20 protein-coding genes are annotated in these 24512 nt (G+C 54.8%); 5 read left to right on the top strand and 15 right to left on the bottom strand.

Features of this window, described 5'->3' with window-relative positions:
* Positions 1-65 precede the first annotated feature (65 nt).
* The 8 genes from FCL49_RS10400 to chaB form a co-directional block, all read right to left on the bottom strand.
* Positions 66-737, bottom strand: coding sequence for an ABC transporter ATP-binding protein (locus FCL49_RS10400; protein ID WP_115184415.1), 672 nt, complete (start codon positions 735-737; stop codon positions 66-68).
* On the bottom strand, positions 734-1570 hold the full coding sequence (locus FCL49_RS10405; RefSeq protein ID WP_174353541.1) for an ABC transporter ATP-binding protein: 837 nt from the start codon (positions 1568-1570) through the stop codon (positions 734-736). The genes FCL49_RS10400 and FCL49_RS10405 overlap by 4 nt, the downstream gene beginning before the upstream one ends.
* Positions 1560-2429 (bottom strand): ABC transporter permease, encoded by an 870-nt coding sequence (locus tag FCL49_RS10410; RefSeq protein ID WP_174353542.1) that lies wholly within the window; start codon positions 2427-2429, stop codon positions 1560-1562. Before FCL49_RS10410 ends, FCL49_RS10405 begins: the two co-directional genes overlap by 11 nt.
* A complete protein-coding gene (locus FCL49_RS10415; protein ID WP_174353543.1) occupies positions 2426-3478 on the bottom strand; it encodes an ABC transporter permease in 1053 nt (350 codons plus the stop codon). The genes FCL49_RS10410 and FCL49_RS10415 overlap by 4 nt, the downstream gene beginning before the upstream one ends.
* Positions 3478-5046 (bottom strand): ABC transporter substrate-binding protein, encoded by a 1569-nt coding sequence (locus tag FCL49_RS10420; protein WP_174353544.1) that lies wholly within the window; start codon positions 5044-5046, stop codon positions 3478-3480. The genes FCL49_RS10415 and FCL49_RS10420 overlap by 1 nt, the downstream gene beginning before the upstream one ends.
* Positions 5047-5222: 176 nt before the next feature.
* Complete coding sequence (gene cbl, locus FCL49_RS10425) at positions 5223-6176, bottom strand: HTH-type transcriptional regulator Cbl (RefSeq protein WP_135316988.1); 954 nt, start codon at positions 6174-6176, stop codon at positions 5223-5225.
* 298 nt (positions 6177-6474) lie between these two features.
* Complete coding sequence (locus FCL49_RS10430) at positions 6475-7170, bottom strand: gamma-glutamylcyclotransferase (protein WP_135316989.1); 696 nt, start codon at positions 7168-7170, stop codon at positions 6475-6477.
* Between the two features lie 256 nt (positions 7171-7426).
* Complete coding sequence (gene chaB, locus FCL49_RS10435; RefSeq protein WP_129936661.1) at positions 7427-7654, bottom strand: putative cation transport regulator ChaB; 228 nt, start codon at positions 7652-7654, stop codon at positions 7427-7429.
* Positions 7655-7784: 130 nt separating this feature from the next.
* Between chaB and FCL49_RS10440 the strand changes: the two genes are divergently transcribed.
* Positions 7785-8603: a siderophore-interacting protein gene (locus FCL49_RS10440; RefSeq protein WP_174353545.1), complete on the top strand. Its 819-nt coding sequence runs from the start codon at positions 7785-7787 to the stop codon at positions 8601-8603.
* A 314-nt stretch (positions 8604-8917) separates the two neighbouring features.
* On the top strand, positions 8918-10018 hold the full coding sequence (gene chaA / locus FCL49_RS10445; protein WP_174353546.1) for a sodium-potassium/proton antiporter ChaA: 1101 nt from the start codon (positions 8918-8920) through the stop codon (positions 10016-10018).
* Positions 10019-10068: 50 nt separating this feature from the next.
* Here the strand turns inward: chaA and lpxO are convergent, their stop codons facing one another.
* Positions 10069-10971, bottom strand: a complete 903-nt coding sequence (gene lpxO / locus FCL49_RS10450) for a lipid A hydroxylase LpxO (RefSeq protein WP_135316993.1) — start codon at positions 10969-10971, stop codon at positions 10069-10071.
* Between the two features lie 407 nt (positions 10972-11378).
* Here lpxO and FCL49_RS10455 point away from each other — a divergent pair, with 407 nt between their 5' ends.
* From FCL49_RS10455 to FCL49_RS10465, 3 genes are read left to right on the top strand one after another with little or no spacing between them, the layout of a single operon-like run.
* Complete coding sequence (locus tag FCL49_RS10455; protein WP_174353547.1) at positions 11379-13712, top strand: molybdopterin-containing oxidoreductase family protein; 2334 nt, start codon at positions 11379-11381, stop codon at positions 13710-13712.
* A 2-nt stretch (positions 13713-13714) separates the two neighbouring features.
* The gene (locus FCL49_RS10460) at positions 13715-14269 is read left to right on the top strand and encodes a 4Fe-4S dicluster domain-containing protein (RefSeq protein ID WP_174353548.1); all 555 of its coding nucleotides are present in this window, start codon (positions 13715-13717) and stop codon (positions 14267-14269) included.
* 5 nt (positions 14270-14274) lie between these two features.
* Positions 14275-15144 carry a dimethyl sulfoxide reductase anchor subunit family protein gene (locus FCL49_RS10465; RefSeq protein WP_174353549.1) on the top strand — a complete coding sequence of 290 codons (870 nt, stop codon included), beginning with the start codon at positions 14275-14277 and terminating at the stop codon, positions 15142-15144.
* 72 nt (positions 15145-15216) lie between these two features.
* On the opposite strand, the gene phoH is transcribed toward FCL49_RS10465, so the two are convergent.
* The 6 genes from phoH to putP all read right to left on the bottom strand — a co-directional run bounded on the left by phoH (position 15217) and on the right by putP (position 24227).
* On the bottom strand, positions 15217-16002 hold the full coding sequence (phoH, locus tag FCL49_RS10470; protein ID WP_004945903.1) for a phosphate starvation-inducible protein PhoH: 786 nt from the start codon (positions 16000-16002) through the stop codon (positions 15217-15219).
* A gap of 684 nt (positions 16003-16686) precedes the next feature.
* The gene (gene pqqU, locus FCL49_RS10475; RefSeq protein WP_174353550.1) at positions 16687-18834 is read right to left on the bottom strand and encodes a TonB-dependent receptor PqqU; all 2148 of its coding nucleotides are present in this window, start codon (positions 18832-18834) and stop codon (positions 16687-16689) included.
* A 211-nt stretch (positions 18835-19045) separates the two neighbouring features.
* A complete protein-coding gene (efeB, locus tag FCL49_RS10480) occupies positions 19046-20338 on the bottom strand; it encodes an iron uptake transporter deferrochelatase/peroxidase subunit (protein WP_174353551.1) in 1293 nt (430 codons plus the stop codon).
* Between the two features lie 11 nt (positions 20339-20349).
* Positions 20350-21486 (bottom strand): iron uptake system protein EfeO, encoded by a 1137-nt coding sequence (efeO, locus tag FCL49_RS10485; protein ID WP_135316999.1) that lies wholly within the window; start codon positions 21484-21486, stop codon positions 20350-20352.
* Between the two features lie 18 nt (positions 21487-21504).
* Positions 21505-22350, bottom strand: a complete 846-nt coding sequence (efeU, locus tag FCL49_RS10490) for an iron uptake transporter permease EfeU (protein ID WP_174353552.1) — start codon at positions 22348-22350, stop codon at positions 21505-21507.
* Positions 22351-22742: 392 nt separating this feature from the next.
* Complete coding sequence (putP, locus tag FCL49_RS10495; RefSeq protein ID WP_174353553.1) at positions 22743-24227, bottom strand: sodium/proline symporter PutP; 1485 nt, start codon at positions 24225-24227, stop codon at positions 22743-22745.
* Between the last annotated feature and the right edge of the window lie 285 nt (positions 24228-24512).

The following is a 24512-nucleotide window of genomic DNA, read 5'->3' on the forward strand; positions in this document are numbered from 1 at the left end:
TTTATTTATTACGCAGATGTCTATTGATTTCAAATAATACCCGCCGGGTTAACAGCGGGCAGTTTTCAGTTCACCAAACGGCCGTGCGCCATCGCCACCGAGCGATCGCACATGTGGTCAATGACATCAGCGTCGTGACTGACCAGGATCATCGTCAGGTCACCCGCCTGTTTCAACTCGTTGAGCAGGTTGAGGATCTCCGCCTGCACCGACATATCCAGCGCCGAGGTGGGCTCATCGAGCAACAGCAGTTTGGGTTTTAACAGCAGTGCGCGCACTATCGCCACCCGTTGACGCTGACCGCCGGAAAGCTGGTGCGGATAACGATCAAGCAGCCGGGGATCCAACCCAACCTGACGAAAACCGGCGCTAATCTTCTGTTCGATACCGCTCTCTTTGAGCAATTTCAGAGGCTCCGCCAGCGTACGCAGCAACCGGTGTTTGGGATGCAAAGAAGCATAAGGATCCTGGAACACCATCTGCACCTCACGCCGCAGCGTGCCGGTGAACGGACGCCCCGGCTGCAGATCGCGCCCCAACAACTGGAAACCGCCGCTCCAGTTTTCATTCAGTCCGGCCAGCACCCACAGCAGCGACGATTTACCGCAGCCGGAAGGGCCGACCAAACCAAAACACTCGCCCGCTTCGATATGCAGGTTGACCTCATGCACCACGGTACGCACGTCATAGCCCTGCCGATGGCTGACGCTAAGATTATCCAGAGTAATCAGGCTCATTTCAGCGACTCCAGCAGCGCACGATCCAACACCGGCAAGGATTTGCCATGGGTTTCCTTACTTGGCCGACACGACCACAGCGTGCGGGTATAAGGATGAGTGGCCGAGGCCAAACGATCGGCAGGCAACTGATCCAGCAGTTCACCCTTATACATCACCAGCACTCGCTCGCAGTAGTGCGCCACCTGTTGTAAATCGTGGCTGATCAAAATCAGGCCCATATTGCGCTGCTCCACCAGGTTTTCGATCAACTGTAATACCTGATCGCGCATCTGGTGATCCAAAGCGGAGGTGGGCTCATCGGCAATCAGCAATTGCGGATCGTTAATCAAGGCGATCGCCAGCATTACCCGTTGTCCCATGCCACCAGACAGTTGGTGCGGGTAACGTTGGCGCAGCGCGGCGGGATCGGGCAAGCCAACCGCCGCCAGCATGTCCAGCACCTTTTCCCGCCGTTCGGCACGGCCCAGGCGGGTGTGCAGCAACAACGGCTCCTCCACCTGACGGCCAATCGGCTGGGTCGGGTTCAGCGCATGCTTGGGATCCTGCATCACCATCGCCACTTTATTGCCGCGCAGACGGTTCCACTGGCGCTCGTTCAGGCGTGTCAGATCGTCCCCACCCAGGGTTAAACGCTGCGCCTGCAGCTGCAACGGTGGCGGCAGCAGCCCCATCAAGGCCCGCGCGGTCAGGGATTTGCCGGAACCGGACTCGCCAACCAGCGCCAGCCGCTCCTGCCCCATGCTGAAGGAAATGTCTTTGACCAGCGGCGGCGAAGCTGGCAATGCCACCGACAGCCGTTCGACGGTCAATAAAGGGTTATCAATGCCCATGTCGAGGATCCATTTTATCGCGCAGGCCGTCGCCCAACAGGTTAAAGGCCAGGCTGGCGAACAGGATCGCCCCACCCGGTACCGCGGCGACCCACCATTGGTCGAAAATCACTTTGCTGCCCTCGGCCACCATCGATCCCCATTCGGCGGTCGGCGGCGCCACGCCCATACCGAGAAAGCCCAGACCGGCGGCGGACAGGATAATCCCGCCCAGACTCAGAGCCGCACGCACCACCGCACTCGGCAGGCATAACGGCAAAATGTGCCCGGCCATCAGCCGCAGGCCACCAATGCCCTGCATGCGCGCCGCCGCCAAATAATCACTGCGGCGCAGCGCCAGAGTTTCTGCCCGCGCCTGCCGGGCAAAAGACGGCCAACTGGTTAACGCCAACGCCAGCGCGCCGTTCATCAACCCCGGCCCCAGTACGGCAACAAACGCCAGCGCAATCACCAGGCTGGGCAACGACAGAAAGATATCGGTTATTCGCATCAGAATACGCTCTACCCAGCCACCGAGATAACCGGCGCTAATGCCCACCAGCAGGCCAATCGGAATGGTCAGCAGCAGGATCAATGACACCAGGATCAGCGTTGGACGAGCCCCGTAAATCACCCGCGACAACAGGTCACGGCCAAAACCGTCGGTGCCCAGCCAATGGCCGGAAGAAGGCGGCAACAGCCGCAGCTCTATGTGCTGCAAGTTGGGATCGAAAGGGGCCAGCCAGGGGGCCAGCAGCGCAGTGAGGATTAAAATAGCCACCAGCGTTGCGCCAATCATCAGCGTGGTCAGCCGGCCGCGTGGGCGGTAAGCGGTGGCCGGTTCGCTCTGGGGTTCATGTTCGGAAAGATATTGGCTCATCGGGTTCGCGGGTCCACTAAATAGGTCAGCGCGTCGGCCAGCGCATTAAGCACCACAAAACAGGTGCCAATCAGCAAGGTGGCACCAAGGATGGCCGGCGTATCGGCGGCAAACAGCGCGGTGGTCAGATAACGCCCTACACCGGGCCAGGCGAATACCGTTTCGGTCAATACCGCGCCCTCCAGCAGGCTGGCGTAGGACAGCGACAGCACGGTGATCAACGTGCCCAACACATTAGGAAATACGTGACGCACCAGAATGCGCGCGCGGCTGGCCCCTTTGGAACGCGCCAGGGTAACGTACTCTTTATTGCACTCTTCCAGCATCGCGGCGCGCAGCAAACGGGTGATGCCCGCCATCGACAGCAGCGCCAGCGCCACCACCGGCAGCCACAGGTGGCTGATGGCGTTATAGAACATTTCGCGATCGCCGGACAGCCAACTGTCAATCAGGATAAACCCGCTGCGCGGCTCCATGCTGTACAGATAGATATCATCCAGCCGCCCCGGTCCTGCCGACCAGTGCAATGTGGCGTAAAACAGCAGCAACCCCAGCAGGCTGAGCCAGAAGATCGGTACCGAATAGCCGATCAGCGACAGTAGCCGTGCCACGTTATCCAGCCAGCCGCCCGGTTTGATCACCGCCAGAAATGCCAGCGTAATGCCACCAACGGCACCGAGAATAATGGCACAGGTCGCCAGCTCGACCGTTGCCGGGAAGGTGCGAAGTAAATCGCTCAGCACCGGCTGCGAGGTAATACGCGAGATGCCCATATCCCCGTGCGCCAGATGCACCAGATAACGCCAGAACTGCACCGGCAATGGCTGATCCAGCCCCAAATCGTGGCGCACCTGAGCATAGGTGGCTTCGCTGGCGTGATCGCCGGCAATTTGCAACGTAGGATCGATCGGCGCCAGGTGCGAGAGCATAAAGGTGAACAGCAGCAGGCCAAGCAGCGTCAGCGCAAGCGACAGCAAGCCGGTAAACAGCCTGCGGCCCCAGCGCCAACCGTGCCGGGCGAACCCGGCGGAAGAAGAACGGCTGATCATTACTTGCTGACCTTGCTGTAGAACACCATGTCAGGGTTGATACCCTGCTCATAGCCTTTCAGGTTGTCGCGCACCGCAATCAGGCTGCGCGCCTGCAGACCAATGACAAACGGTGAGCTTTTCTGCACGGCCTGCTGCAACTGTTGGTAATCCGCCACCCGTTTGGCGGTGTCGTTTTCCGCCGTGGCCGCCAGCGTCAGCTTGTTCAACGCAGGGATCTGCCAGTTGGCGCGCCAGGCCAGCGTTTTGCTGCCGTCTTCCGGGTTATAGGCGAAGGCGGCGGCGTTGGTATTCGGGTCAAAGTAGTCCGGCCCCCAAGAGGTCAGGACCGCGTCGTAATTGAGGGATTTGACCTTGGTGGAGACCTGCGCGCTGAGGCCCGGCACCAGGCTCACCTTCACCCCGCCCTGCGCGAAACTGGCCTGCAATGCCTGCGCGATATCCAAATACGGCGGCTGATTGTTGACCTCCAGCTTAAAACTGACGTCTTTCAGACCGGCCTTGGCCAGAATTTCTTTGGCCTTGGTCGGATTAAAGCTGTAAGGCTTATCCTTCAACGCCCCCAGGTAACCCTCTGGCAGGAACGCCTGATGGTTCTGGAACTGCCCTTTCAACAGGTCGTCGGCAATGCCTTTATAATCGAATAACCAACGCGCCGCCTCCCAGAATGCAGGGTTGCCCAGTGCCGGTGACGCCTTGGCGTTGAACTGCAGGAAATAGAGTGAGGCATAGGGGATTGCCAGCGGCTTGACGCCCGGCTTGCCTTTTAGCGCCGCCATCTGGTCTGCACCGAGGTTACGCGCGATATCGGCATCGCCCTGTTCAATCAGCAGGCGACGCGCGGCCGGATCCGGCACGTTCTTGATCAGGATGGTTTTCAGCGTGGGGGCGCCCTCTGGCGAACCTGGGTTGGCGTCGAGCACCACCACTTCATGCGGCACATAGGTGCGAATTTTATACGGGCCGCTACCGGCGGAATGGCTGTTCAGCCACTGGTGACCCAAGTCATCGCCCTGCTGATGAGCCAGTGCTTCTTTGGCATCGACAATCGAGGACACCGGGGCCGAAAGCAGGCTAAGCACAAACGCCGGGCTGACGTTTTCGCTCCAGCTGATTTTGACCCGTTGGTCATCCACCTTGCTCAGATATTGGTCGACATTTTTGGCGTTCCAGCCCAGTTGAGTGAGGATAAACGACGGTTCCAGATTCAGCTTCACCACCCGCGACAGCGAGAAGATCACGTCTTCCGGGCGCAGCGGATTGCCGCTGGCAAATTTGGCGTCCGGGCGCAGGGTAAAAGTCAGGCTGCGGTTATCACTGCCCGCCTGCCATTCGCTGGCCAGCGTCGGTTTAAGCTCAATCGGATTTTTCGGGTCGGACTGGATCAGGCGTTGGTACAGACTGTTGAATGACTGCACCGTGGTTAATTCAAAACCCTGGGCCGGATCAAAGCTGACGACGTCATCAATTGACTGAGCGATCACCAAAGTATTGGCCGGAGTTGCTGCCTGCGTGCTGAAACTGGCCGCCACGGCCAAAAACACCAAAGAAGGGACGAACGCTTTCATCAAAACTCTCCAAGCGGATGGAATTTATAGTAATTTCGCGAGTGTATGTGAGAGCCATCGGCAGGCGAAGGTACTTAAATAACTATAGATATTCTTTTTATGTCTATAGCTGAGATTTTGATTATTACGCAGGCGGGGTTTTGCGAAATCGCCGGGCCCTGGGCCCGGCGTCTGAACTAAATCTGGTAATCGATCACCGTATCGAGCTGTGAGGAAAATACTTTGTCTTTGATTTCCGTCAGCGACAGTGTTGGGTTACACAGCTGGATAAATCGCCAGGCATAGTTACGTTGTAACTGACTACGTTTCAAACCTAACCAAACGGTATTGGGTTCGAACAGGTGTTCGGCGTTAAGGCTGACCAACCCATGGTCGCGCTCCTTCTCGTAAGACATATCCGCCAACACCCCCACTCCCAACCCCAGTTCAACATAGGTCTTGATCACATCTGAATCCTGCGCGCTTAAGGCAATATCCGGCGTCAATCCAGCGGCTTTGAAAGCGCTATCCAGCCGTGAACGGCCGGTAATTCCCTGTCGGTAGGTGATCAGCGGCAAGGTGCTGAGCATTTCCAGCGTCACCTGTGGCTGACGAGTCAGCTCATGCCCCTCCGGCACCAGAATGGTGTGATGCCAACGGTAATAAGGGAACGCCGCCAGAGACTCATCACTCATCAGCCGCTCACTGGCAATGCCGATATCGGCTTCGCCGGAAGCCAGCATGCCGACGATCTCTTCAGGACTGCCCTGATTCAACACCACCCTCACCCGTGGATACAGCGCCCGGAACTCTTTAATCACTCCCGGCAGGCTATAACGCGCCTGGGTATGGGTAGTGGCGATGTGTAACTGGCCGGAATCGTTACTGCTGAATACGTCCGCCAGACGGCGGATGTTATTGGCATCATTCAGGATGCGCTCCGCCACCACCAGCAGCTCTTTTCCCGGCTCGGTCATGCCTAATAAACGCTTGCCGCGGCGAATAAATATCTCGATGCCCAGCTCTTCTTCCAGTTCCCGAATATGACGACTAACCCCAGATTGTGAGGTAAATAAAGTGTTGGCCACCTCGGTCAGGTTGTAGTTGCAGCGCGCCGATTCCCGAATAATTTTTAATTGTTGAAAGTTCATCCACTCCCCCGGTCGAACAATTATTGTTAACACAGTGATACGGAGTCTGCCGTGAGGGGACAAATAAGAAATAACCTTTAGTTATGCATTTTCATGCTAAGTGAATTTTTCAGCGCTGTGAATTAACTGTTTTTTTAGTCTTAAAATAACCAATCCCTTTAAAATTAAAGAGATAAATACACATATTAAAATTGTGGTTTAAATGCTCATGCAGAATAAAGTTATTAAATATAGGTATTAGATATATGAAACGCAAAAGGCTCAACATGTTGAGCCTTTTAAAAACGCGGGGCGGGGATTAGGCCGTCGCTTCTCCAGCAACAGGGCCGGAGGTATTCTGCTGCAACCACTGCTGCACATAGCAGACCAAATCACCAACACAGTCATCCTTCATACCGTGGTTCTTCAGCTCGGTGTCCAGCGAGAACAGGTACTGGGCGTTGGTGCCCAATGGTCCGCTGGCGCTGGCGATCAACGGGGCGATCACCTGGTGGCTGGTATCTTCTTCAAACAGCGGGTGCTGCGGGTTCATCACAAACACCAACGCGGTCACCACCTGGCCATCGGCCAGAGTGAGGTCACACCAGGTCGGCAAATAACAGCCGGTCAGCATTTCTCTTTTCCACAGCAGTTCCAGCTCTTCGCGCAGCTTGGCTTCCGGCAGACGAAACGCCAGACCGGTGGTATGGCCGCCCTCTTTCAGCGCCAGCATACGCCCCGGCTGATGCAAGGTGCCACGTCCGGCGGTCAGCCGCAAACAGAAGGCACGGTGCCAGCCCTGCAGCGTGGCCGGTCGCACCTCTTCGGATTCAAACACCGGGTTCCACATCAACGAACCGTAGCCGAAAACCCACACAGGGCTGTTATCCGGCCGACGGGATAAAGTACAATCCAGTGAGGCCGCACGCTGCTCTGATGTCAGTAACAGCGACTCCTCAATGGTGCCGAATGCTGTTTTGCAATCCGCATTTTGCAGAAAATCTCGCGTTAACACCTTAACAACCTCCCGGGAATAAGATTGCTCATACTCCCTAGCCACTGTTCATCTTTATTATTGAGTGCGGAATTTTATTAATTCTATAACCCTTTCCGCGATAATAATGACCTTATTCTTTTCTCGGGGAGCAATCAAGTTTCCAGCGTGGTTTAAAGTGAAAAAGTATTTGTACTCAGCAGCAATAATATTAATTGCCAAGCTGTAGGTTCAAAATTCAGGATTTACCGGCGCACCAGGGCGCCGGGTGAAGAGGTTACTTTTTATGCCAGTGGTCATCATCGCCTTTGCGGTAGCTTTGCTTGACTGCGGCCCAAGCCACCTTATGTGCCGTTTCCTCACGACTGTCGTCACCACGTCGGTCGTCCGGATCGCGGTATTGTTGCCAGGCGCTGTTGAATGCTTCCTTGTAGATCTCTTGCGCATGCGCCGGCAAAACATTCTTCACATTGTCAGGCAAGGCATTTGTGCTGTTATAGGGCATCACTTTCCTCCAGTAAATCGTCAGTGAACCTTAAGCTTAGATGCCCCATCCGCTCGCCTCAATTAGCAAACAATTCTCATTATCAAATGGCGTGATATACTCAGCGCCAAACGAACATAAGGAGAACCCCGTGACTACCGAAGCCCCACGCTCACGCGCACCCTACCTGATTGCAGTCAGTGCCATTCGCGATATTACCCCGCACCTGCGTCGCATTACCTTCACCGCGCCGGACCTGCGCTATTACCCGGCCAACGCCGCCGCCGCACACATTAAGGTTTTCCTGCCGCTTGCAGGCCAGACACAGCCAGATCTGCCGACGCTGACCGAAAATGGCCCGCGCTGGGCGACTGACACAGTACGCCCCATTGTTCGCACCTACTCCATCCGTGCGGTACGTCCAGAGCTGGCGGAGGTCGACATTGAATTTGCCATTCATGACCACAGCGGCCCGGCGGTTGACTTTGCGCGCGCGGCAAAAGCCGGCGATAAAATTGGCATCAGTAACCCCGGAGGCCCGAAACCCATGCTGCCAGAGGCCGATTTCTACTGCCTGGCCGGCGACCCTTCTTCTTTACCCGCATTGGCGGCTTTACTGGAAGGGCTACCGGCACACAGCGAAGGTTATGCCTTTATCCGCGTAGATAGCTCGGCCGACGTGATCGAGCTGAAAAAACCTGCAGGCTTTGAGCTGAGCTGGATCATTGGCGGCACCGAGAAAACCGCAGAGCTGATCACCCAGTTCTGCGCCTTGCCGCAGCCGCAGGCCGAGATCCAATACTGGCTGGCCGGTGAAGATCGTCTGGTGGTTGAACTGCGCCGCTACCTGCGCCGCGATCGCCAATGTGAGCGTAATCGGCTTTATGCAGTCCCTTACTGGCGTGAGGGATTAAATGAAGAGGGTTATCATAATAAACGGCATGAAATTATGGACAATATTGATGACTGATGAGGATTTTTTCCTTTGTTAACGGTGCAATACAACCACAAACTGCAATTTATGTGCCGTTAATGAAAAAAATCAGTCTCACTACGTAAAAGTAAGTAAAGAAAACCGCATCCCGTGCGGTTTTTTTGTTAACCTAGTCACAGTTTGCAAGCATTCACGCTTGCAACTATAACAACATCACATCATTCCCCGGCACGCGCCACTGGGTGTATCCTATTATTATTAAATATAATTACATTCTGGATGCGCAGAGTTGCCTTTAACGGCAGTCAGCGATGACGGGACCACGCTGTTTGAGAAGGAGTACCATCGAAATGAAGTCGCAAAACGATCCTGGCCGATCCAAATCCCGCCACACTGAGTATTCCCTGCTGCTCCCCATCGCCGCCCTGGTGGTACTGAATCTGTGGGGCAATACCACTAACTTTCCACTGATCGTCGGCATTAACATCGTTGCCCTGATCGGTATTCTCAGCAGTGCTTTCAGCGTAGTGCGCCACGCCGACGTCCTGGCTCACCGCCTGGGTGAACCCTACGGCTCACTGATCCTCAGCCTGTCGGTAGTGATCCTGGAAGTCAGCCTGATTTCAGCGCTGATGGCCACCGGCGACGCCGCGCCAGCACTAATGCGCGATACGCTTTACTCGATCATTATGATTGTCAGCGCCGGATTGGTCGGTTTTGCCCTGCTGCTTGGCGGGCGTAAATTCGCTACCCAGTACGTAAACCTGGGCGGTATTAAACAGTATTTGATGGCGATTTTCCCGCTGGCGGTGATTGTGCTGGTGTTCCCGAGTGCGCTACCGGGCGGTAACTTTACTACCGGTCAGGCGCTGCTGGTTTCGGTGATTTCTGCTGCCATGTACGGCGTGTTCCTGGTGATCCAGACCAAAACTCACCAGAGCCTGTTCGTCTATGAGCACGAAGATGACGATGGCGACCCGCACCATGGCAAGCCTTCCTCGCACAGCAGTGCCTGGCATGCCGGTTGGTTGATCGTGCATCTGATTGCGGTGATCGCGGTGACCAAGTTTAACGCCAATCCGCTGGAAGGTTTGCTGACCAAGGTGAATGCCCCGGCGCAATTTACCGGCTTCCTGGTCGCCCTGCTGATCCTGTCGCCTGAAGGGCTGGGGGCACTGCGTGCGGTATTGAATAATCAGGTACAGCGCGCCATGAACCTGTTCTTCGGCTCGGTGCTGGCTACCATTTCCCTGACGGTACCGGCGGTCACCGTTATCGCCACGCTGACCGGCCAGACGTTGATCTTCGGTTTGCAGACGCCGCACATCGTGGTGATGCTGACGGTGTTACTGCTGTGCCAGCTTTCATTCTCCACCGGCAGAACCAACGTGCTGAACGGGACTGCGCACCTGGCGCTTTTCGCCGCCTATATGATGACTATCTTTGCCTGATTAACCGATGGGCGCCCTGCTGGCGCCCATCGTCTTTATACCGCGAAGGTTTAAATTGCGAAGAAAATGCCCGCCGCAATCCCACCAAACAAAATCCATTTAATGATGTAATACCCGGTACGGTTCCACGCCTTCAGTCGCTTCCCCACTTTACGCACCGCATAAATGTACTTGAACAGCTTGTTGACGCCACCGGTGCGATCGCCCTCTTCATTGGGTGCGGTAGCCGCGCTCATCAGGTTGCGCCCCAACCAGTGGTTGATGCCCTGCGCCCAGCGGAAGCGCATCGGCCTTTCGATATCACAAAACAGAATCAGCCGGTTTTGCCCACTTTGGTTTTCGGCGAAGTGCAGATAGGTCTCGTCAAACATCACCCCCTCACCATCGCGCCAGCTGTAACGCTCACCGTCCACTTCGATAAAGCATCGGTCGTCATTCGGGGTAATCAGCCCCAGGTGATAACGCAGCGAACCGGCGTAAGGGTCACGGTGACGTGGCAGGCGGCTGCCGTCCGGCAGTTCGGCAAACATCGCCGCCTTGACCGAAGGCAGGCTGCGTAACAAAGCCGTAGTCTGCGGACACAGACTCATCGCCGACGGGTGGCTGTCTTCATACCATTTTAAGTAAAAGCGCTTCCAGCCGGTTTTGAAAAACGAATTGAAACCGGCGTCGTTAAATTGATCCGAGGCTTTGATCTGCTGGATAGCCATCAGTTGCTGCCCTTCATCACGAATGGTTTGCCAATTCTCCCGCAGCACCTGCAGCTCAGGGAATTGCTCCGGCTGCAAATAAGGGGTGGTCGGCACGCGTGAGAACAGATACATAAAAACGTTCAATGGCGCGGTGAAGGTGGAATGATCGGAAAGCTGCCGCCAGAAGGTGTAACGCACCCTGCCACGGTAATGGACATACACAACGCACAAAATAAATAGCAATAAAATAATATATTTCATGATTGAACCGCTTTGAAGTTCCCAATGCTCAGTACGCCAACCCGGCATACTCCCCAGATATTTCCTTTTGGCGGATGAACCCCCGGCCCCGTCTGGAACACCACTAATCATTAACGCTAATCCAACTAAAATCTATACAAAAAACCACAATAATTTACACAAAAGCTAAACGAGTACAGATTAACAGGCCCGCAACTCGACCGAAGTAAACCGTCCCAAACAGCATGGGATGATTTTTATTTGCGCTTTATTTATTAGCGGTTCGTATAAGTTTCGAAAAAAACTATAAATTATTAATTTGATTTCGATCAGTACGCAATAATTTACTCATGATTAACTCAGCGTGTTTTTAATTAAAAAAACCACGAGAACAATAATAAAAACAAATAATACACGCGGGAAACATCATGAAAAACATATCAGACATCAGAATGAATCGCAGAACCTTGTTAAAGGGTCTCGGAGTCATTGGGTTGGCCAGCATCTCACCCTGTGTATTTTCGATGGCTATGGATAATGGTAAACCCTTGCCGCGTGTGCAGCTTAAACTAACCGACTATCAAACCTTTAGGTCAACCTGTGCGATGGAGTGTCTGCACTGTAACTTAACGGCTTATGTCTACCAGGGTGAGCTAAAGAAAATAGAAGCCAGTAAAGATTTTAACGTCAAGTGCTGTCTGCGCGGTATGAGCCGGACCAAATGGGTGTATCACCCACTACGGGTTAAAACACCGCTGCTTCGGGACGGGGAAAAGGGCGAAGGAAAATTCAAACCCATATCCTGGGATGACGCGCTGGATCTGATTGAGCTAAATATCCGCAACACCATTGCCAGCCACGGGAATAAGGGCCTGTTGATTTCGACCAGCTCCGGCAATATGGATGCCATTAAAAACGATATGGCCAAGGCCTTTTTTGATTACCTCGGCGGTGCCACCAAACGCAGCGGATCCTTGTGTTGCTCTGCGGTGACCGCCGCCATGATACCGATGCTTGGCCTGCGCTATGCGGATATGCGCGACACCATTAGCGATAGCCGCTACATCCTGTGCTGGGGCAATAATCCTGCGGTGACCATGCAGGCCTACTTCAAAGAATATATCAAGGCGCAGAAACGGGGAGCACGCCTGATAGTGATTGACCCTCGATTTAACGAAACCGCAGCCAAAGCCGATGAATGGATCCCGATTGTTCCTGGCACCGACACCGCGTTGGCACTGGGGATGCTCAAAATCATTATCGATGAGCAGCGCTATGATACCGAGTTCTTGCGTCAACACACCGGGGCAGTTTATCTGGTGGATGCTCAGCAAAAACAGCTTAGGGAAAACCCACAGGACCAAGAAAGCTATTTGGTCTACGACAAGCTAAGTCAGCGCCTTGTACGTCACGATACGCCCGCCATTGTTGCTGCGCTGACGCGGGCAGAACTGCCTGCGGATGCCGCTTATACTACGGTGTTTGAATTGATCCGCCAGGAAGCCGCCGCCTGGAGCCTTGAGAAAGTGGCGGCGGAAACCGATGTTCCGTCGGCCACCCTGCTGCGGTTGGCGCGGGAATATGCCAGCAATAAGCCTTCGATGATCGTTCAGAATATGTCCGGCGCTCAGCGCACCGAGTTTGGCACCTATGTGGCCGCCAGCCAGTTCTATCTGGCGCTGCTGACCGGCAACATGGGCAAAGCCGGTGGTGGCGTCTGTGATGCCGGCGGCGCAAGACAGATGATGAAGTTCAATCCGCCAGTGCCTCCGGCACCCAATGTCCAAAAAATCCCGCCGATACCGGTGGCCAAAACCGGAGAATGGATCCTCAACGACCGCCCTCACCCGATTAACTTCTGGTGGATTATGACCCTCGGCGCCCTGACCCAGCTACCCAATACCAATAGGGTCAAGAAGGCATTGAAGAAGGTACCCTTTGTGGTGGTGGCCGATAACCTGATGAGCTCCACCGCCTTATATGCAGATCTGGTGCTGCCAGTGACCACCATCTTTGAAGATCTCAGCCTGATGGCCGGCGTTCGCAGCCACTACGTGCAACTGATGGAAAAAGCGGTAGAGCCGGTGGGCGAAGCCAAAGCGGATTATTGGATCTTTGCCCGGCTGGCCGAACGTTTCGGCTTTGGCGAAGTGTTTAATCAGCCGATTGAACAGTATATCGAAAACTGTCTGGCCGGTACCGGCATCACGATTGAACAACTGCGCCAGGGGCCCGTCAAGCCGGTTCCGGTGCCGTGGATCCCGTTCAAAGATGGCATCTTCCGTACGCCGACTAAAAAAGCCCACCTGTTTATTGAAGCCTGGCAGAAAAAGGACTTCTCGCCGATTGTCACCTATATGCAGGTGAAAGAGTCCCCCAAAGGCTCGCCTGAACTGGCGAGAAAATATCCGTTAATGGCCGTGCAGCGCAAGCTGGCCCGCAGTATTCACTCCAGCCACGGCATGAATGAATGGATCCTCGAGGTACAGCGCAATCAGCCCAACATCATGATCCACCCGGATGATGCCGCCAGCCGCAATATCCAGAACGGCGCATGGGCCATTGCTTTCAATCACCGTGGCGAGCACCGGGCATTGGCTGTGGTGACCCGCCAAATCAAACGCGGCGTGGTGTGTCTGGATAACGGTTGGTGGGAACAGCAAGGAGGCAGCAGCAGCCATGTGACTAACGATCATGTGGAAGTGCTGGGCACCGGCCATTGCTGCAACAGCACCCTGGTTGACGTTCGGGCGGAGGCATAATCATGGTCAGACAATATGGATTCTTGGTGGATATGCGCGGCTGTTACGGCTGTAAAACCTGCTCGATGGCCTGTAAGTCTGAAAATGCCACCCCGGCGGGTGTGCTTTGGCGTCGGGTCAGGGAATTTAGCTTTGACGATCCCAACGCGATGGCGTTCATCTCGATGTCCTGCAATCACTGTGACGATCCGCAGTGTATGAAAGTCTGCCCTGCCGATACTTACAGCAAACGAGCGGACGGTATCGTGGTGCAGGATCACGACAAATGCATTGGTTGCCGGATGTGCATTATGGCTTGTCCTTATAATGCGCCGGTATTTGACCCGGTCGAAGGAAAAACCAGCAAGTGCAATCTGTGTGCCGAACGGCTGGATGAAGGGCTGCAACCCCGTTGCGTCGAGTCCTGCCCGGCCGGGGTACTGCAGTTTGGTGATATTGATGTGCTGCGCGTGCAGTACTCCGCTGACTTAACGCGCATCGAAACCCGTTACTCACTGCCGAACCACCAAATCAGCCATCCCAATATCGTGATTATTCCCGCCGGTGATAAGGAATAGATGCCATGTCTGAATATGAACTTCCCCTGGTCTTTTTTACCGTATTTTGTCAGTGGGCGGTGGGCACGATTGTGGCCATCACAGTATTAATCCTCGCCCAGCCGATATGGCTGACGGAACAAAAACGCTTTAATGCCCTGCGCAACATGGCGGTGGTTATTCTGGCCGTCAATATTTTCGGTTCGATGCTGTCGCTATTGCATCTGGGTTCACCAACCGGTGCCTACCGCGCCATTTTGGGTGTCGGTCATTCCTGGTTAAGTCGGGAAGTTGTCGCTTTCTTCTTGCTCAATGCGGTGGTGTTTAGCTGGGCTGCCATCCTGTTTCGCTTTAACCGTAGCCATGCCTTGATCCGCGGCGTTAGCCTGCTGGCTTCCGTTGCCGGGCTGGCCGCCATTCTGGTTTCGGCACAGGTTTATTACCAGATGAGCAGCCACCCGCTGTGGCACTCGCCCATCACCCATCTCAGCTTTATTACCACGGCGCTGCTGTTGGGCTTTGCCACCCTGGGCCTGAGGATCAGTGTCTTCAATGCGGCGCTGGATGAACATCTGCGACAGCTCCCCACACAGCTGCCGGGCGGCATTTTGCTGGCGGTGGCACTGATGTTGGCGGTGATCCTGGGGTACAGCGCAGGTTTCAGTGAACAAGGCAAAATGTTGGCCAGTGCCATCGCCATCTTTGGCTCAGGTTTAATGAGTTGGCTGATTTTTGCCGGGCTGATTATCGCCACCGGACTGGCGACCTATCTTTATCGCCGACCGGTGTTGTCAGTAGGAACCGCCAGCGTGCTGATGCTGGCCCTACTCTGCGCCTCGGTGAGTGGCCGGATGCTGTTTTACTCTGGCGTGATGAGCCAGTATCCGTGGTTTTGAGATGATCAGTCGGCCCCTATTTGCAGGGCAACAAAAAGGCCGCCGAAGCGGCCTTGAATTAGCGGGCAGGTTTTAACTGTAGGCGTTGAGCGTACGCTGGCACAGGGCGGAGCGGACGCAGTCTTGTTTATCAAAGCGGATGATGCCGATCATTTCATCCTCCTCGAAGCGTTCCATCGCATCGCTGAGGCCGGACTTCACGCCGCGTGGCAAGTCGCATTGGGTGACGTCACCATTAACGATTACCGTTACGTTCTCACCCAAACGGGTCAGGAACATCTTCATCTGGCTGGCGGTCACGTTCTGGGCTTCATCCAGGATAACGACCGCATTTTCGAAGGTACGCCCGCGCATGTAGGCGAAAGGCGCGATCTCTACCTTGCCGATTTCCGGACGCAGGCAGTATTGCATAAAGGACGATCCTAAACGGCGCACCAGAATGTCATACACCGGACGGAAATAAGGGGCGAACTTCTCAGAAATATCCCCGGGTAAGAAACCGAGGTCTTCATCCGCCTGCAGAACCGGACGAGTAACGATAATCCGATCCACTTCTTTATGTATAAGGGCTTCTGCCGCTTTCGCAGCGCTGATGAAAGTTTTGCCGCAGCCGGCTTCACCGGTGGCAAAAATCAACTGCTTCTTATCTATGGCGATTAAGTAATGACCCTGAGCTTCGGTTCGTGCCTCTATGGGAGAGCTATCGCGCTTGTCACGTGCCATGCCGATAGACTCAACACCACCCATTTGTACCAGCGAGGTTACAGACTCTTCTTCAAGCTGGCGATGACTACGAGCGTCACGACGAATAACGCGTTTCGCTTCACGACGTGCTTTGATCACTGCTTTTTGTCTCATAGTGGCACCTTACAGTTTGTTTCACCTACCGCAACGGCCAGGCCGCGCGATTATGTTTCACACACAGATTAGGTTTCGGCTTCCTTTCGAGCCAACAATAGCCAATTGAAAAAGTGAATATACGGCGGGCGTGACGGCACACCGATGTTTCACGGGATAACGCGATTGCGTAATTAAAATCTGAGTAAAAAGTGACAAGAATTTGGAATGACGAGAGTGCGGAGTAGCCAGGAAAAGAGAGTCGGAAGCAATGTCCTCGTTACAACGAGAAATCAGGGAAGGTCTGTTATTTGTTCTTTCTAGCCCAACCAAGGACTTTACCATTAGCGATCCCCGCAGTGTTATTTACAGCTTCGAGCTGTGCACCTTGTGAAAACTACCGCCAGATGATTACAGTATAATGACATTCAACCCTGCCGCGTTACTAAAATGTAAAAAAATTTAATCTTTTTTGTTTTCACGTAGCGCAATAACACTATATCACGCCGATTACGTCATTCAATAAAATTTTTAATATTCATAATATCAAATGGTTACCATTAAATGGCGTCGATGACATTTTGGTTTCCCGATTAAATTTTAGCCAACCAAGAAGCCGTCAATCCGACGAAAATTATAAATAAAAAAGGCGGGAAAGCTCCCGCCCTGATGCTGAATGATTACGCCGCCAGGCGATCCCTGCCGTTACTCGAAGGTATAAGAGACGCTCAATCCGCCGCCCCAGTTTCTGCCCGGAGCCGGTTCGTAGTAACGGCCATTGCCTTCATTAACGATCACTGAACCCACATATTGTCGGTCAAACAGATTATCTACCCGACCGAAAACGTTAAGCATCCAATTGCCCAGCGGATAACGGTAGCCAGTATTCAAGCCGACGGTGGTATAAGCCGGGGCCTGCTCCGTGTTGGCATCATTAACCTCGATATCGCTCATATAGCGCACCTCTGCGCCAGCATACCAACCTTCCGGCGGTGACCAGGCCAGCGAGGCATAGCCCATATTACGTGCAATGCCCGGCATGCGGTTGCCGCTGGGCACCATGTTGGCCGCCGAACACTGGCTGTCACCGCACACATCATCGCGATAGCGAGCATCCAGCAGCGTCCAGGCCAACTGCACCCGCCAGTCATAAGCGAATTGCTGATCCAGCGCCAACTCCAGGCCACGCCTACGGGTCTGCCCGGCGTTTTTGTAGCTGGTGCGGCCGTTGCTGCTTTCATCCACCACGATTTCGTTGCGGGTGTCAGTCTGGAAAACGGCGGCGGTCAGCAGGCCATTGCCAATGCGGGTTTTACTGCCCAACTCCACCGTGTCGCTGGTTGAGGGATTTAGTCCGAAGTTCAGCCCAGCCTGATCGCCTGAACGGTAAGACAGTTCGTTAATGGTCGGCGTCTCAAAACCGCGTCCGGCGGAAAGATACAGGTTCCAGCCGCTCATCACCGCATAGTTGAGGGAACCGGCAGGCAGCCACTGATGGTAACTGGCGCTGCCGCTGTCATCGCCATTGGCGCCGGTAACGTAGTGATCGTTAGAGTCGAAATTGACGGTGCTGTAACGCATGCCAACATCCAGCGTCAGCTGTTGCGTCAACTGCCATGAGGTTTGCAGGTAAGGATCCACATTCCACATCAGGTTGCGTTCGTTGCGGCGCAACGCCCCCTCGGTACCCAGCTCGGTGACACCGTTGACCTGGGTAAAGTTTTCATACCCTTTACGCTGCTCGGTCATGGTTTCATAATCCAGCCCGCCGGTCAGGGTGTATGGCACGCCCAGCTCGCCACGGTGCGTCCAGCGGGTATCAATCCCCTGATAATGGCGCGTCAGGTCAATCACCCCGCCCGGATGCTGCGCACTGCGCTGTTGTACCGCGACCGGGATCGACTGGTATTGGGTGGTTTCACGCTCACCGGCATACATCATGATGCTCAGGTCGTCATCAACGCCCATCTGGCGCTCATAATGCAACCCGGCCTGAGTTTGTGACGTGGTTTTGCGCGTATTGTATTGATCGGCTCGCGGTGCCTGGCGCGGATTATCGTGCCACTCGGCGGAGGTCAGACCGCCCGGATCGTTGGCGTTGATATCAACACTGTTAAACAACAGCGTGAGGGTGCTGACATCGTCGATGCGAACGCCCAGCTTGGCATTACCCAGATTTTTCTGCGCGCCACTGTGATCGCGAAAACCCTGAGTAGTGAAACGGGTGCCGGAAATGGTGTAGTTAACATCACCGGCGTGGGTACCGTCACCGGTCGCCCCGGTGGCCTTGACACCATAGCGCCAGGTGCCGTAGCTACCGAAGTACGAACTGGCCTCAAGGCGGGGCGGCTGTTGGCCGGTTTCGGTTTCCACATTCACCATGCCGCCGGAGGCATTCCCGTAGAGCGCGGAAAACGGGCCGCGCAGCACTTCTACCTTCTCGACCGAGTTAAGGTCAATGTTCGAGGTCTGCCCCTGCCCATCCGGCATGGTGGCTGGAATGCCATCGACATAAATACGCACGCCGCGTACGCCATACATTGAGCGCGCGCCGAAACCCCGCACCGAGAGCTGTAAATCCTGCGCATAGTTCTGGCGGTTCTGAATTTGTAAACCGGGCACGCTGCCCAGACTTTCCGACAGGTTGATCTGTGGCCGTGCCTCACGGATTTGATCGCCCGTGACCACGCTGACGGCAGCCGGGGTTGAGAGTTCAGAAAGACCGCTGCGCTTGGCGGTGACCACCATGGTCTGTTCGCTATCCTTGTCCTGCGCAAAGCTGGCAGAAACAGGCAGTAGGGCTGGAATAACCAGCGCTGAAACTGCCAACCGGTTTTTATGAGTACTTTTCATCAGGGGATTGCCGTTAAAGGGATCGAAGGGTATGAACCATTTGGAACGTTATGGCCAGCATGTTAATGCTTTTAACAAAAAATGAAAATAGTTAGCCTAATTAAAGCCCGGCCCCGCAATTGCGCAAGGTCACTATTGATTTTAATTAGCTGTGGTTTGTCGTGGATGGCTGAAAATTCAGGCGGGGATCCCCCGCCTTTTTAGAAGTGGCTTAGGCTTTCAACAGGCCGCTGCCCAGGTAATCATTGGCATCTTTTACCCCCGGCAGCGCAAAGAAATAGCCGCCGCCGATCGGTTTAACATACTCTTCCAGCGCTTCACCATTCAGGCGTTTTTGCACCGTCAGGAAGCCTTTCTCCAGATCGGCCTGATAACAAACAAACAGCAGCCCCATCTCCAGCTGGCCAGAATTGGACACACCAAGTGAATAGCTGTAGCCGCGGCGCAGCATTAAATTGCTCTGGGTTTGCGGCGTGCGCGGGTTTGCCAGGCGAATATGCGCGTCCATCGGGATCATTTTCCCTTCAGGATCTTGCGCGTAGTCCGGCTCGTCGTGCTCATGCTTCATGCCCAGTGGTGCACCGCTGTGCTTGTCGCGGCCAAAGATGGTTTGCTGTTCCTGCAACGGCGTGCGGTCCCAGAACTCCACATGGAAACGGATAATACGCGCGGCCTGGTAGCTGCCCCCCACCGCCCATGCCGGCTCCCCGGCGTTGTCAGCTGTCCACACCACCTGATCCATCAAGGGCTTGTCGCTGGTTTTCGGGTTGGCGGTGCCGTCTTTAAAGCCCAGCAGGTTGATCGGCGTTTCTTTACCTTTGCTACGCGCGGCGTGGGCAGAAATAAACCCTTCCCGCTTCCAGCGTACGCTGAGCAGATCCGGCGAATGCTTGATAATATCGCGCAGCGCGTGGATCACCGTTTCATTGGTATTGGCGCAAATCTGCAGCACCAAATCACCGTGGCACAGGCTGGCATCCAGCGAGTCGTTAGGGAAGCGCGTCATTTTCTGCAACCGTAGAGGTTTTTGCGCCTGCAGCCCGAAACGTTCGTCAAACAGCGAGCTGCCGACCGACACGGTCACCGTCAGGTTATCCGGATAAATCTCCGGCCCCATGATACCCGAATCGAGCGGTGGCAGCTTGGGATCCACCACCGGCGCCCTGCCACCGGTGGTCAGGAAGGCAATACGGGTGGTCAGCAGCCGGAACAAACGCTCCAAATCCTGCTTGTTACTCGCCAGCACGTCGAACGCCACCAGCATCATCGCGGCCTGCTGCGGCGTGAGGATCCCGGCCTGATGCACGCCATAGAACGGCTGCTTCTGCCAACGCTCGTCCTGCGGTACTGCCAGCGGATCGGCGGTTTTATCCGCCGCCTGGGTCAGACGGCTGCCGCCCAGCGCCAGCACGCCCAGTCCTAACCCCTGCAACAAACGACGGCGCGACGGTGACGCCGCGCTCTGTGGATGCGGCCCGTTATCCAGGCCGATCTTGTTACTCATTATGCTTTGCCTCAATCCAGACCCAGAACGCCACGCAGTTGTGACAAGTCTTCCGCCAGGGTAGTGATCGGCCCTTTCATGGCATTGCGATCGGCATCGGTCAGCTTCTCGTAAGACTCATAACCCTCTTTGGTTTTGTACTTCGCCAAAATGGTATCAACGGTTTTAAAGTTGGCGTCGATCTTGTCCAGCAACGGTTTGTTGGCCTTGACCAACAGTGGGCGCAGCAGGTTAACGATTTTCTGCGCACCGTCGACGTTAGCCTGGAAGTCCCACAGGTCGGTACGGCTGTAACGGTCTTCTTCACCGCTGATTTTGCTCGCCGCGACTTCTTCGATCAGACCGGCCGCCCCGCCCACCACTTTGCTTGGCGGGAAGGTCAAATCGGTGACGCGTTTTTGCAGCTCGAGAGTGTCGTTGTACAGTTGGTCGGCGTATTTGCTCATGTCTTTGGTGGTGTTATCGGCAAACAGCGCTTTTTCCAGGCGGTGGAAACCGGTGAACTTCGGATCTTCCGCTTTCTTCTCGTAATCGTCTTCACGGGCATCGATACTGCCGTCCAGGTCGGAGAACAGTTCAGCGATCGGTTCAATGCGCTCGTAGTGCTGGCGTGTCGGCGCATAGAGTTTACGCGCCTGTTCCACGTTGCCGGCCTTGATAGCGTCGGTGAACAGCTTGGTCTGCTTGACCAAACCTTCCACTTCTTTGGTCACGTAAACCTTGTATTCGGCAATCGGCCCGACCAAATCCATCGCATTCGGTTTGCCGTCGGTGGCGGCACCTGCGGCAGCGGTCACAGTCAGCTTGCCCTTCGGATTACTGAGCAGCCCGCAGGTCATGTCATATTCGCCCGCATCCAGATTGGCGGTCATCTTCTGGGTGAAGCCCGGCGCGATGTTCTCGCGCTCTTCCACCACCATCACCCCTTTGAGGATTTCCCATTCGACGTTTTTCTGGCTGGTGTTATGCACCACAAACTGGGTTTTACCGGCCGGCACCGTCAACTGCATCGGCTCACACTGCTTGTCGTTAACGGTGATCTTCACCTGCGGCACGTCCGCCGCCTGAGCGTTGATGCTTAGCGCGAATGCTGGCAAAGCCAGTAATGCTGCGTGCAACGCCTTGCGGCGGAATAATGGAGTAGACATACGGATTCCCTATTAAAATTAATGATTGATTTTACGTTGCGCCGAAACTGCTGCCGGTTCCGCACGCTGAGGCAGGAAAAAGAAAATCAGTGTTGGGATCAGATACAGGAAATAGACCGCCACTTCACTCACCGTCGGCGCTTCCTGATAGCCGAAGATACCTTCGAGCAGGGTGCCAAACAGCGAATGGGTCGACAGATGGTTACTGAAGTCGAAGGCGATATCCTGGAAATGGTTCCACAGCCCGGCTTCATGGAAAGCGCGGATCGCCCCGGCAGCCAGACCGGCGGCCACGAACAGGATAAACAGGCTGGTCCACTTGAAGAACTTGGCCAGGTGCAACTTTACGCCGCCCCAGTAGATAACCATGCCCAGCACGATGGCCGCCACCAGGCCGAGTACCGCACCGATAGGCGCCGCAATGCCAACGTCTTGCTGGAAGGCCGCCAGCAGGAAAAACACCGACTCCAGCCCTTCGCGGGCCACGGCAAAAAACACCATCGCCACCAGCGCCCAGCCCTGGCCTTTACCGGAGTTAAGGGCGTTATCGATAGCGCCTTCCAGATGCACCTTGACCGATTTGGACACTTTGCGCATCCAGAACACCATATAGGTGAGGATCAGCACCGCCACCACCGCAACAATGCCTTCAAACAGCTCTTGCTGCTTTTGCGGGAATTCGCCGGTGGTTTCATTGATGAAAATACCGAGCGCCAGGCACAGGGCAGCGGCAACTATCACCCCTATCCATACCACGCCTAGCCATTGACCGCGCTGCGTGCGTTTCAGGTAACTGGCAATCAGGCTGACGATCAACGCCGCCTCCAGCCCCTCACGGAACATGATAAGGAAGGGAACAAACATAATTAATAACCCCTAAAAAGGCATCTGCTGCGAAGCGTCCGCACGCCAGAAATGGCGGCAACGCCAATGTAAAGAAAAGTAAAACACAACGATAGTGATTATCATTCTGGCTGGAAGAAATACAAGAGCCGCAAGGGTGATTTTTTCTAATCAAATGTCGCCAGGTGTTTCAGGCAGATGACAGAAAACCGCGGAATAGAAAATGACAAAGGACGCATTAAGCGCCCCCAGACTACGGACAAAGCCAATTATTAGGGAGAGCGTGCCGAAGGGGTCGTAGCGGCTTGCCCGCCGGAGCGCCCCTCGGTGTGCTAGGCCCGAGTATCTCGGACTAATAAACAACTTTATAAAGGGCGCATTAAGCGCCCTTTGAGATGATTAACTCGAGAGGATTAAACGGTTTTGAACTCGGCTTCTGCCTGATCAAAACGTTCGGTGATGGTTGCCGAAGGCTGACGCCCCATCAGGCTCACCACCACGATGGCGATACAAGCGAACAGGAAGCCAGGGATAATTTCATACAGATCCAACCAGGCAAACTGTTTCCAGACGATCACCGTTACCGCACCCACCAACATACCGGCCAACGCGCCGTTACGTGTCATGCGTGACCACATTACCGAGATCAACACCACCGGACCAAAGGCTGCACCGAAACCGGCCCAGGCGTAGCTCACCAGACCCAGCACGCGGTTTTCCGGGTTTGCCGCCAGCGCGATGGCAATCAGCGCCACCAGCAACACCATGAAGCGCCCGACCCACACCAGCTCACGCTGGCTGGCACCCTTACGCAGGAAGGCTTTGTACAGGTCTTCGGTAATCGCGCTTGAACACACCAACAGTTGGCAGCTCAGAGTACTCATTACCGCTGCCAAAATGGCCGACAGCAGAATGCCCGCTACCCATGGGTTGAACAGGATCATCGCCAATTCGATAAACACGCGCTCACCGTTCTGCGATACATTGCCCGCCTGATCCGGGTTATTGGCGAAGTAGGCAATACCGAAGAAACCGACGGCAATGGTACCGGCCAGACACAGGATCATCCAGGTCATGCTAATGCGGCGTGCGCTGCGAATGGTGCGGTGAGAGTCTGCCGCCATAAAGCGCGCCAGAATGTGTGGCTGACCGAAGTAACCCAGGCCCCAACCCAACAGTGAGAGGATCGCTACAAAGTTCAGGCCTTTGAGCATATCGATATTGGCCGGGTTCTTGGCCTCAATCACCAGCATCGAGGTATCAATACCGCCAACCGCGAAAATAACAAACACCGGCGTCAGGATCAGCGCGAAAATCATCAGGCTGGCCTGCACGGTATCGGTCCAGCTTACCGCCAGGAACCCGCCGATAAAGGTATAAAGGATAGTGGCCGCAGCACCGGCCCACAGCGCAGTTTCGTAGCTCATCCCGAAGGTGCTTTCGAACAGACGCGCACCGGCCACGATGCCGGAAGCACAGTAGATAGTGAAGAACACCAGGATAACAATGGCGGAAATCACCCGCAGCAGCTTGCTGTTGTCTTCGAAACGGCTGGTGAAGTAATCCGGCAGCGTCAGAGCATTATTGTTGGCTTCGGTATGAACACGCAGCCGCCCCGCCACCAGTTTCCAGTTGAAATAAGCGCCGATTGTCAGGCCAATGGCAATCCAGCTTTCGGAGATGCCGGACAGGAAGATGGCGCCCGGCAGGCCCATCAACAACCAGCCGCTCATGTCTGATGCGCCGGCAGAAAGCGCGGTCACTACGCTACCCAGGCTACGACCGCCCAGAATGTAGTCGTCAAAGTTATTGGTTGCCCGATAGGCAAGTAAGCCGATTAACACCATCCCGAAGATATACACCAGGAAGGTCACCAGCATCGGTGTGCTCATTATCATGAAATTCTCCACTCTCATTATTATTTCGCGCTGTATTGCGATAGTTACTGCTTGCCAATCCGCCGGAACGTGGCGAAATTGCGGGCCCCCGCAGGTGAAAATAGTTTCCGCCCGCAATTGTCTGACTGCCGGCTATCCTAGATGACCCATTCATTATCCAACAAGATATTTAACAACAAAGTTACACAAAGTTTACCCTGCGTCACATTTAACCGCTCTCAGGGTTACACCCGACACCGCCAAATGGAGTTGCACCTAATACAAATCTGATGTTATCCCTGATAT

The sequence above is a fragment of the Serratia proteamaculans genome, assembly GCF_013337185.1.
Lineage (GTDB): Bacteria > Pseudomonadota > Gammaproteobacteria > Enterobacterales > Enterobacteriaceae > Serratia > Serratia proteamaculans_D.

Excerpts from the sequence above, each read along its gene's own strand:
- chaA (WP_174353546.1), top strand. The coding sequence starts at position 8,918 with ATGAAGTCGCAAAACGATCCTGGCCGATCCAAATCCCGCCACACTGAG.
- chaB (WP_129936661.1), bottom strand. The coding sequence starts at position 7,654 with ATGCCCTATAACAGCACAAATGCCTTGCCTGACAATGTGAAGAATGTT.
- efeO (WP_135316999.1), bottom strand. The coding sequence starts at position 21,486 with ATGTCTACTCCATTATTCCGCCGCAAGGCGTTGCACGCAGCATTACTG.
- efeB (WP_174353551.1), bottom strand. The coding sequence starts at position 20,338 with ATGAGTAACAAGATCGGCCTGGATAACGGGCCGCATCCACAGAGCGCG.
- FCL49_RS10405 (WP_174353541.1), bottom strand. The coding sequence starts at position 1,570 with ATGGGCATTGATAACCCTTTATTGACCGTCGAACGGCTGTCGGTGGCA.
- phoH (WP_004945903.1), bottom strand. The coding sequence starts at position 16,002 with ATGAGACAAAAAGCAGTGATCAAAGCACGTCGTGAAGCGAAACGCGTT.
- lpxO (WP_135316993.1), bottom strand. The coding sequence starts at position 10,971 with ATGAAATATATTATTTTATTGCTATTTATTTTGTGCGTTGTGTATGTC.
- FCL49_RS10410 (WP_174353542.1), bottom strand. The coding sequence starts at position 2,429 with ATGAGCCAATATCTTTCCGAACATGAACCCCAGAGCGAACCGGCCACC.
- FCL49_RS10420 (WP_174353544.1), bottom strand. The coding sequence starts at position 5,046 with ATGAAAGCGTTCGTCCCTTCTTTGGTGTTTTTGGCCGTGGCGGCCAGT.
- FCL49_RS10415 (WP_174353543.1), bottom strand. The coding sequence starts at position 3,478 with ATGATCAGCCGTTCTTCTTCCGCCGGGTTCGCCCGGCACGGTTGGCGC.
- pqqU (WP_174353550.1), bottom strand. The coding sequence starts at position 18,834 with ATGAAAAGTACTCATAAAAACCGGTTGGCAGTTTCAGCGCTGGTTATT.
- efeU (WP_174353552.1), bottom strand. The coding sequence starts at position 22,350 with ATGTTTGTTCCCTTCCTTATCATGTTCCGTGAGGGGCTGGAGGCGGCG.
- cbl (WP_135316988.1), bottom strand. The coding sequence starts at position 6,176 with ATGAACTTTCAACAATTAAAAATTATTCGGGAATCGGCGCGCTGCAAC.
- FCL49_RS10455 (WP_174353547.1), top strand. The coding sequence starts at position 11,379 with ATGAAAAACATATCAGACATCAGAATGAATCGCAGAACCTTGTTAAAG.
- putP (WP_174353553.1), bottom strand. The coding sequence starts at position 24,227 with ATGATAATGAGCACACCGATGCTGGTGACCTTCCTGGTGTATATCTTC.
- FCL49_RS10460 (WP_174353548.1), top strand. The coding sequence starts at position 13,715 with ATGGTCAGACAATATGGATTCTTGGTGGATATGCGCGGCTGTTACGGC.
- FCL49_RS10465 (WP_174353549.1), top strand. The coding sequence starts at position 14,275 with ATGTCTGAATATGAACTTCCCCTGGTCTTTTTTACCGTATTTTGTCAG.
- FCL49_RS10400 (WP_115184415.1), bottom strand. The coding sequence starts at position 737 with ATGAGCCTGATTACTCTGGATAATCTTAGCGTCAGCCATCGGCAGGGC.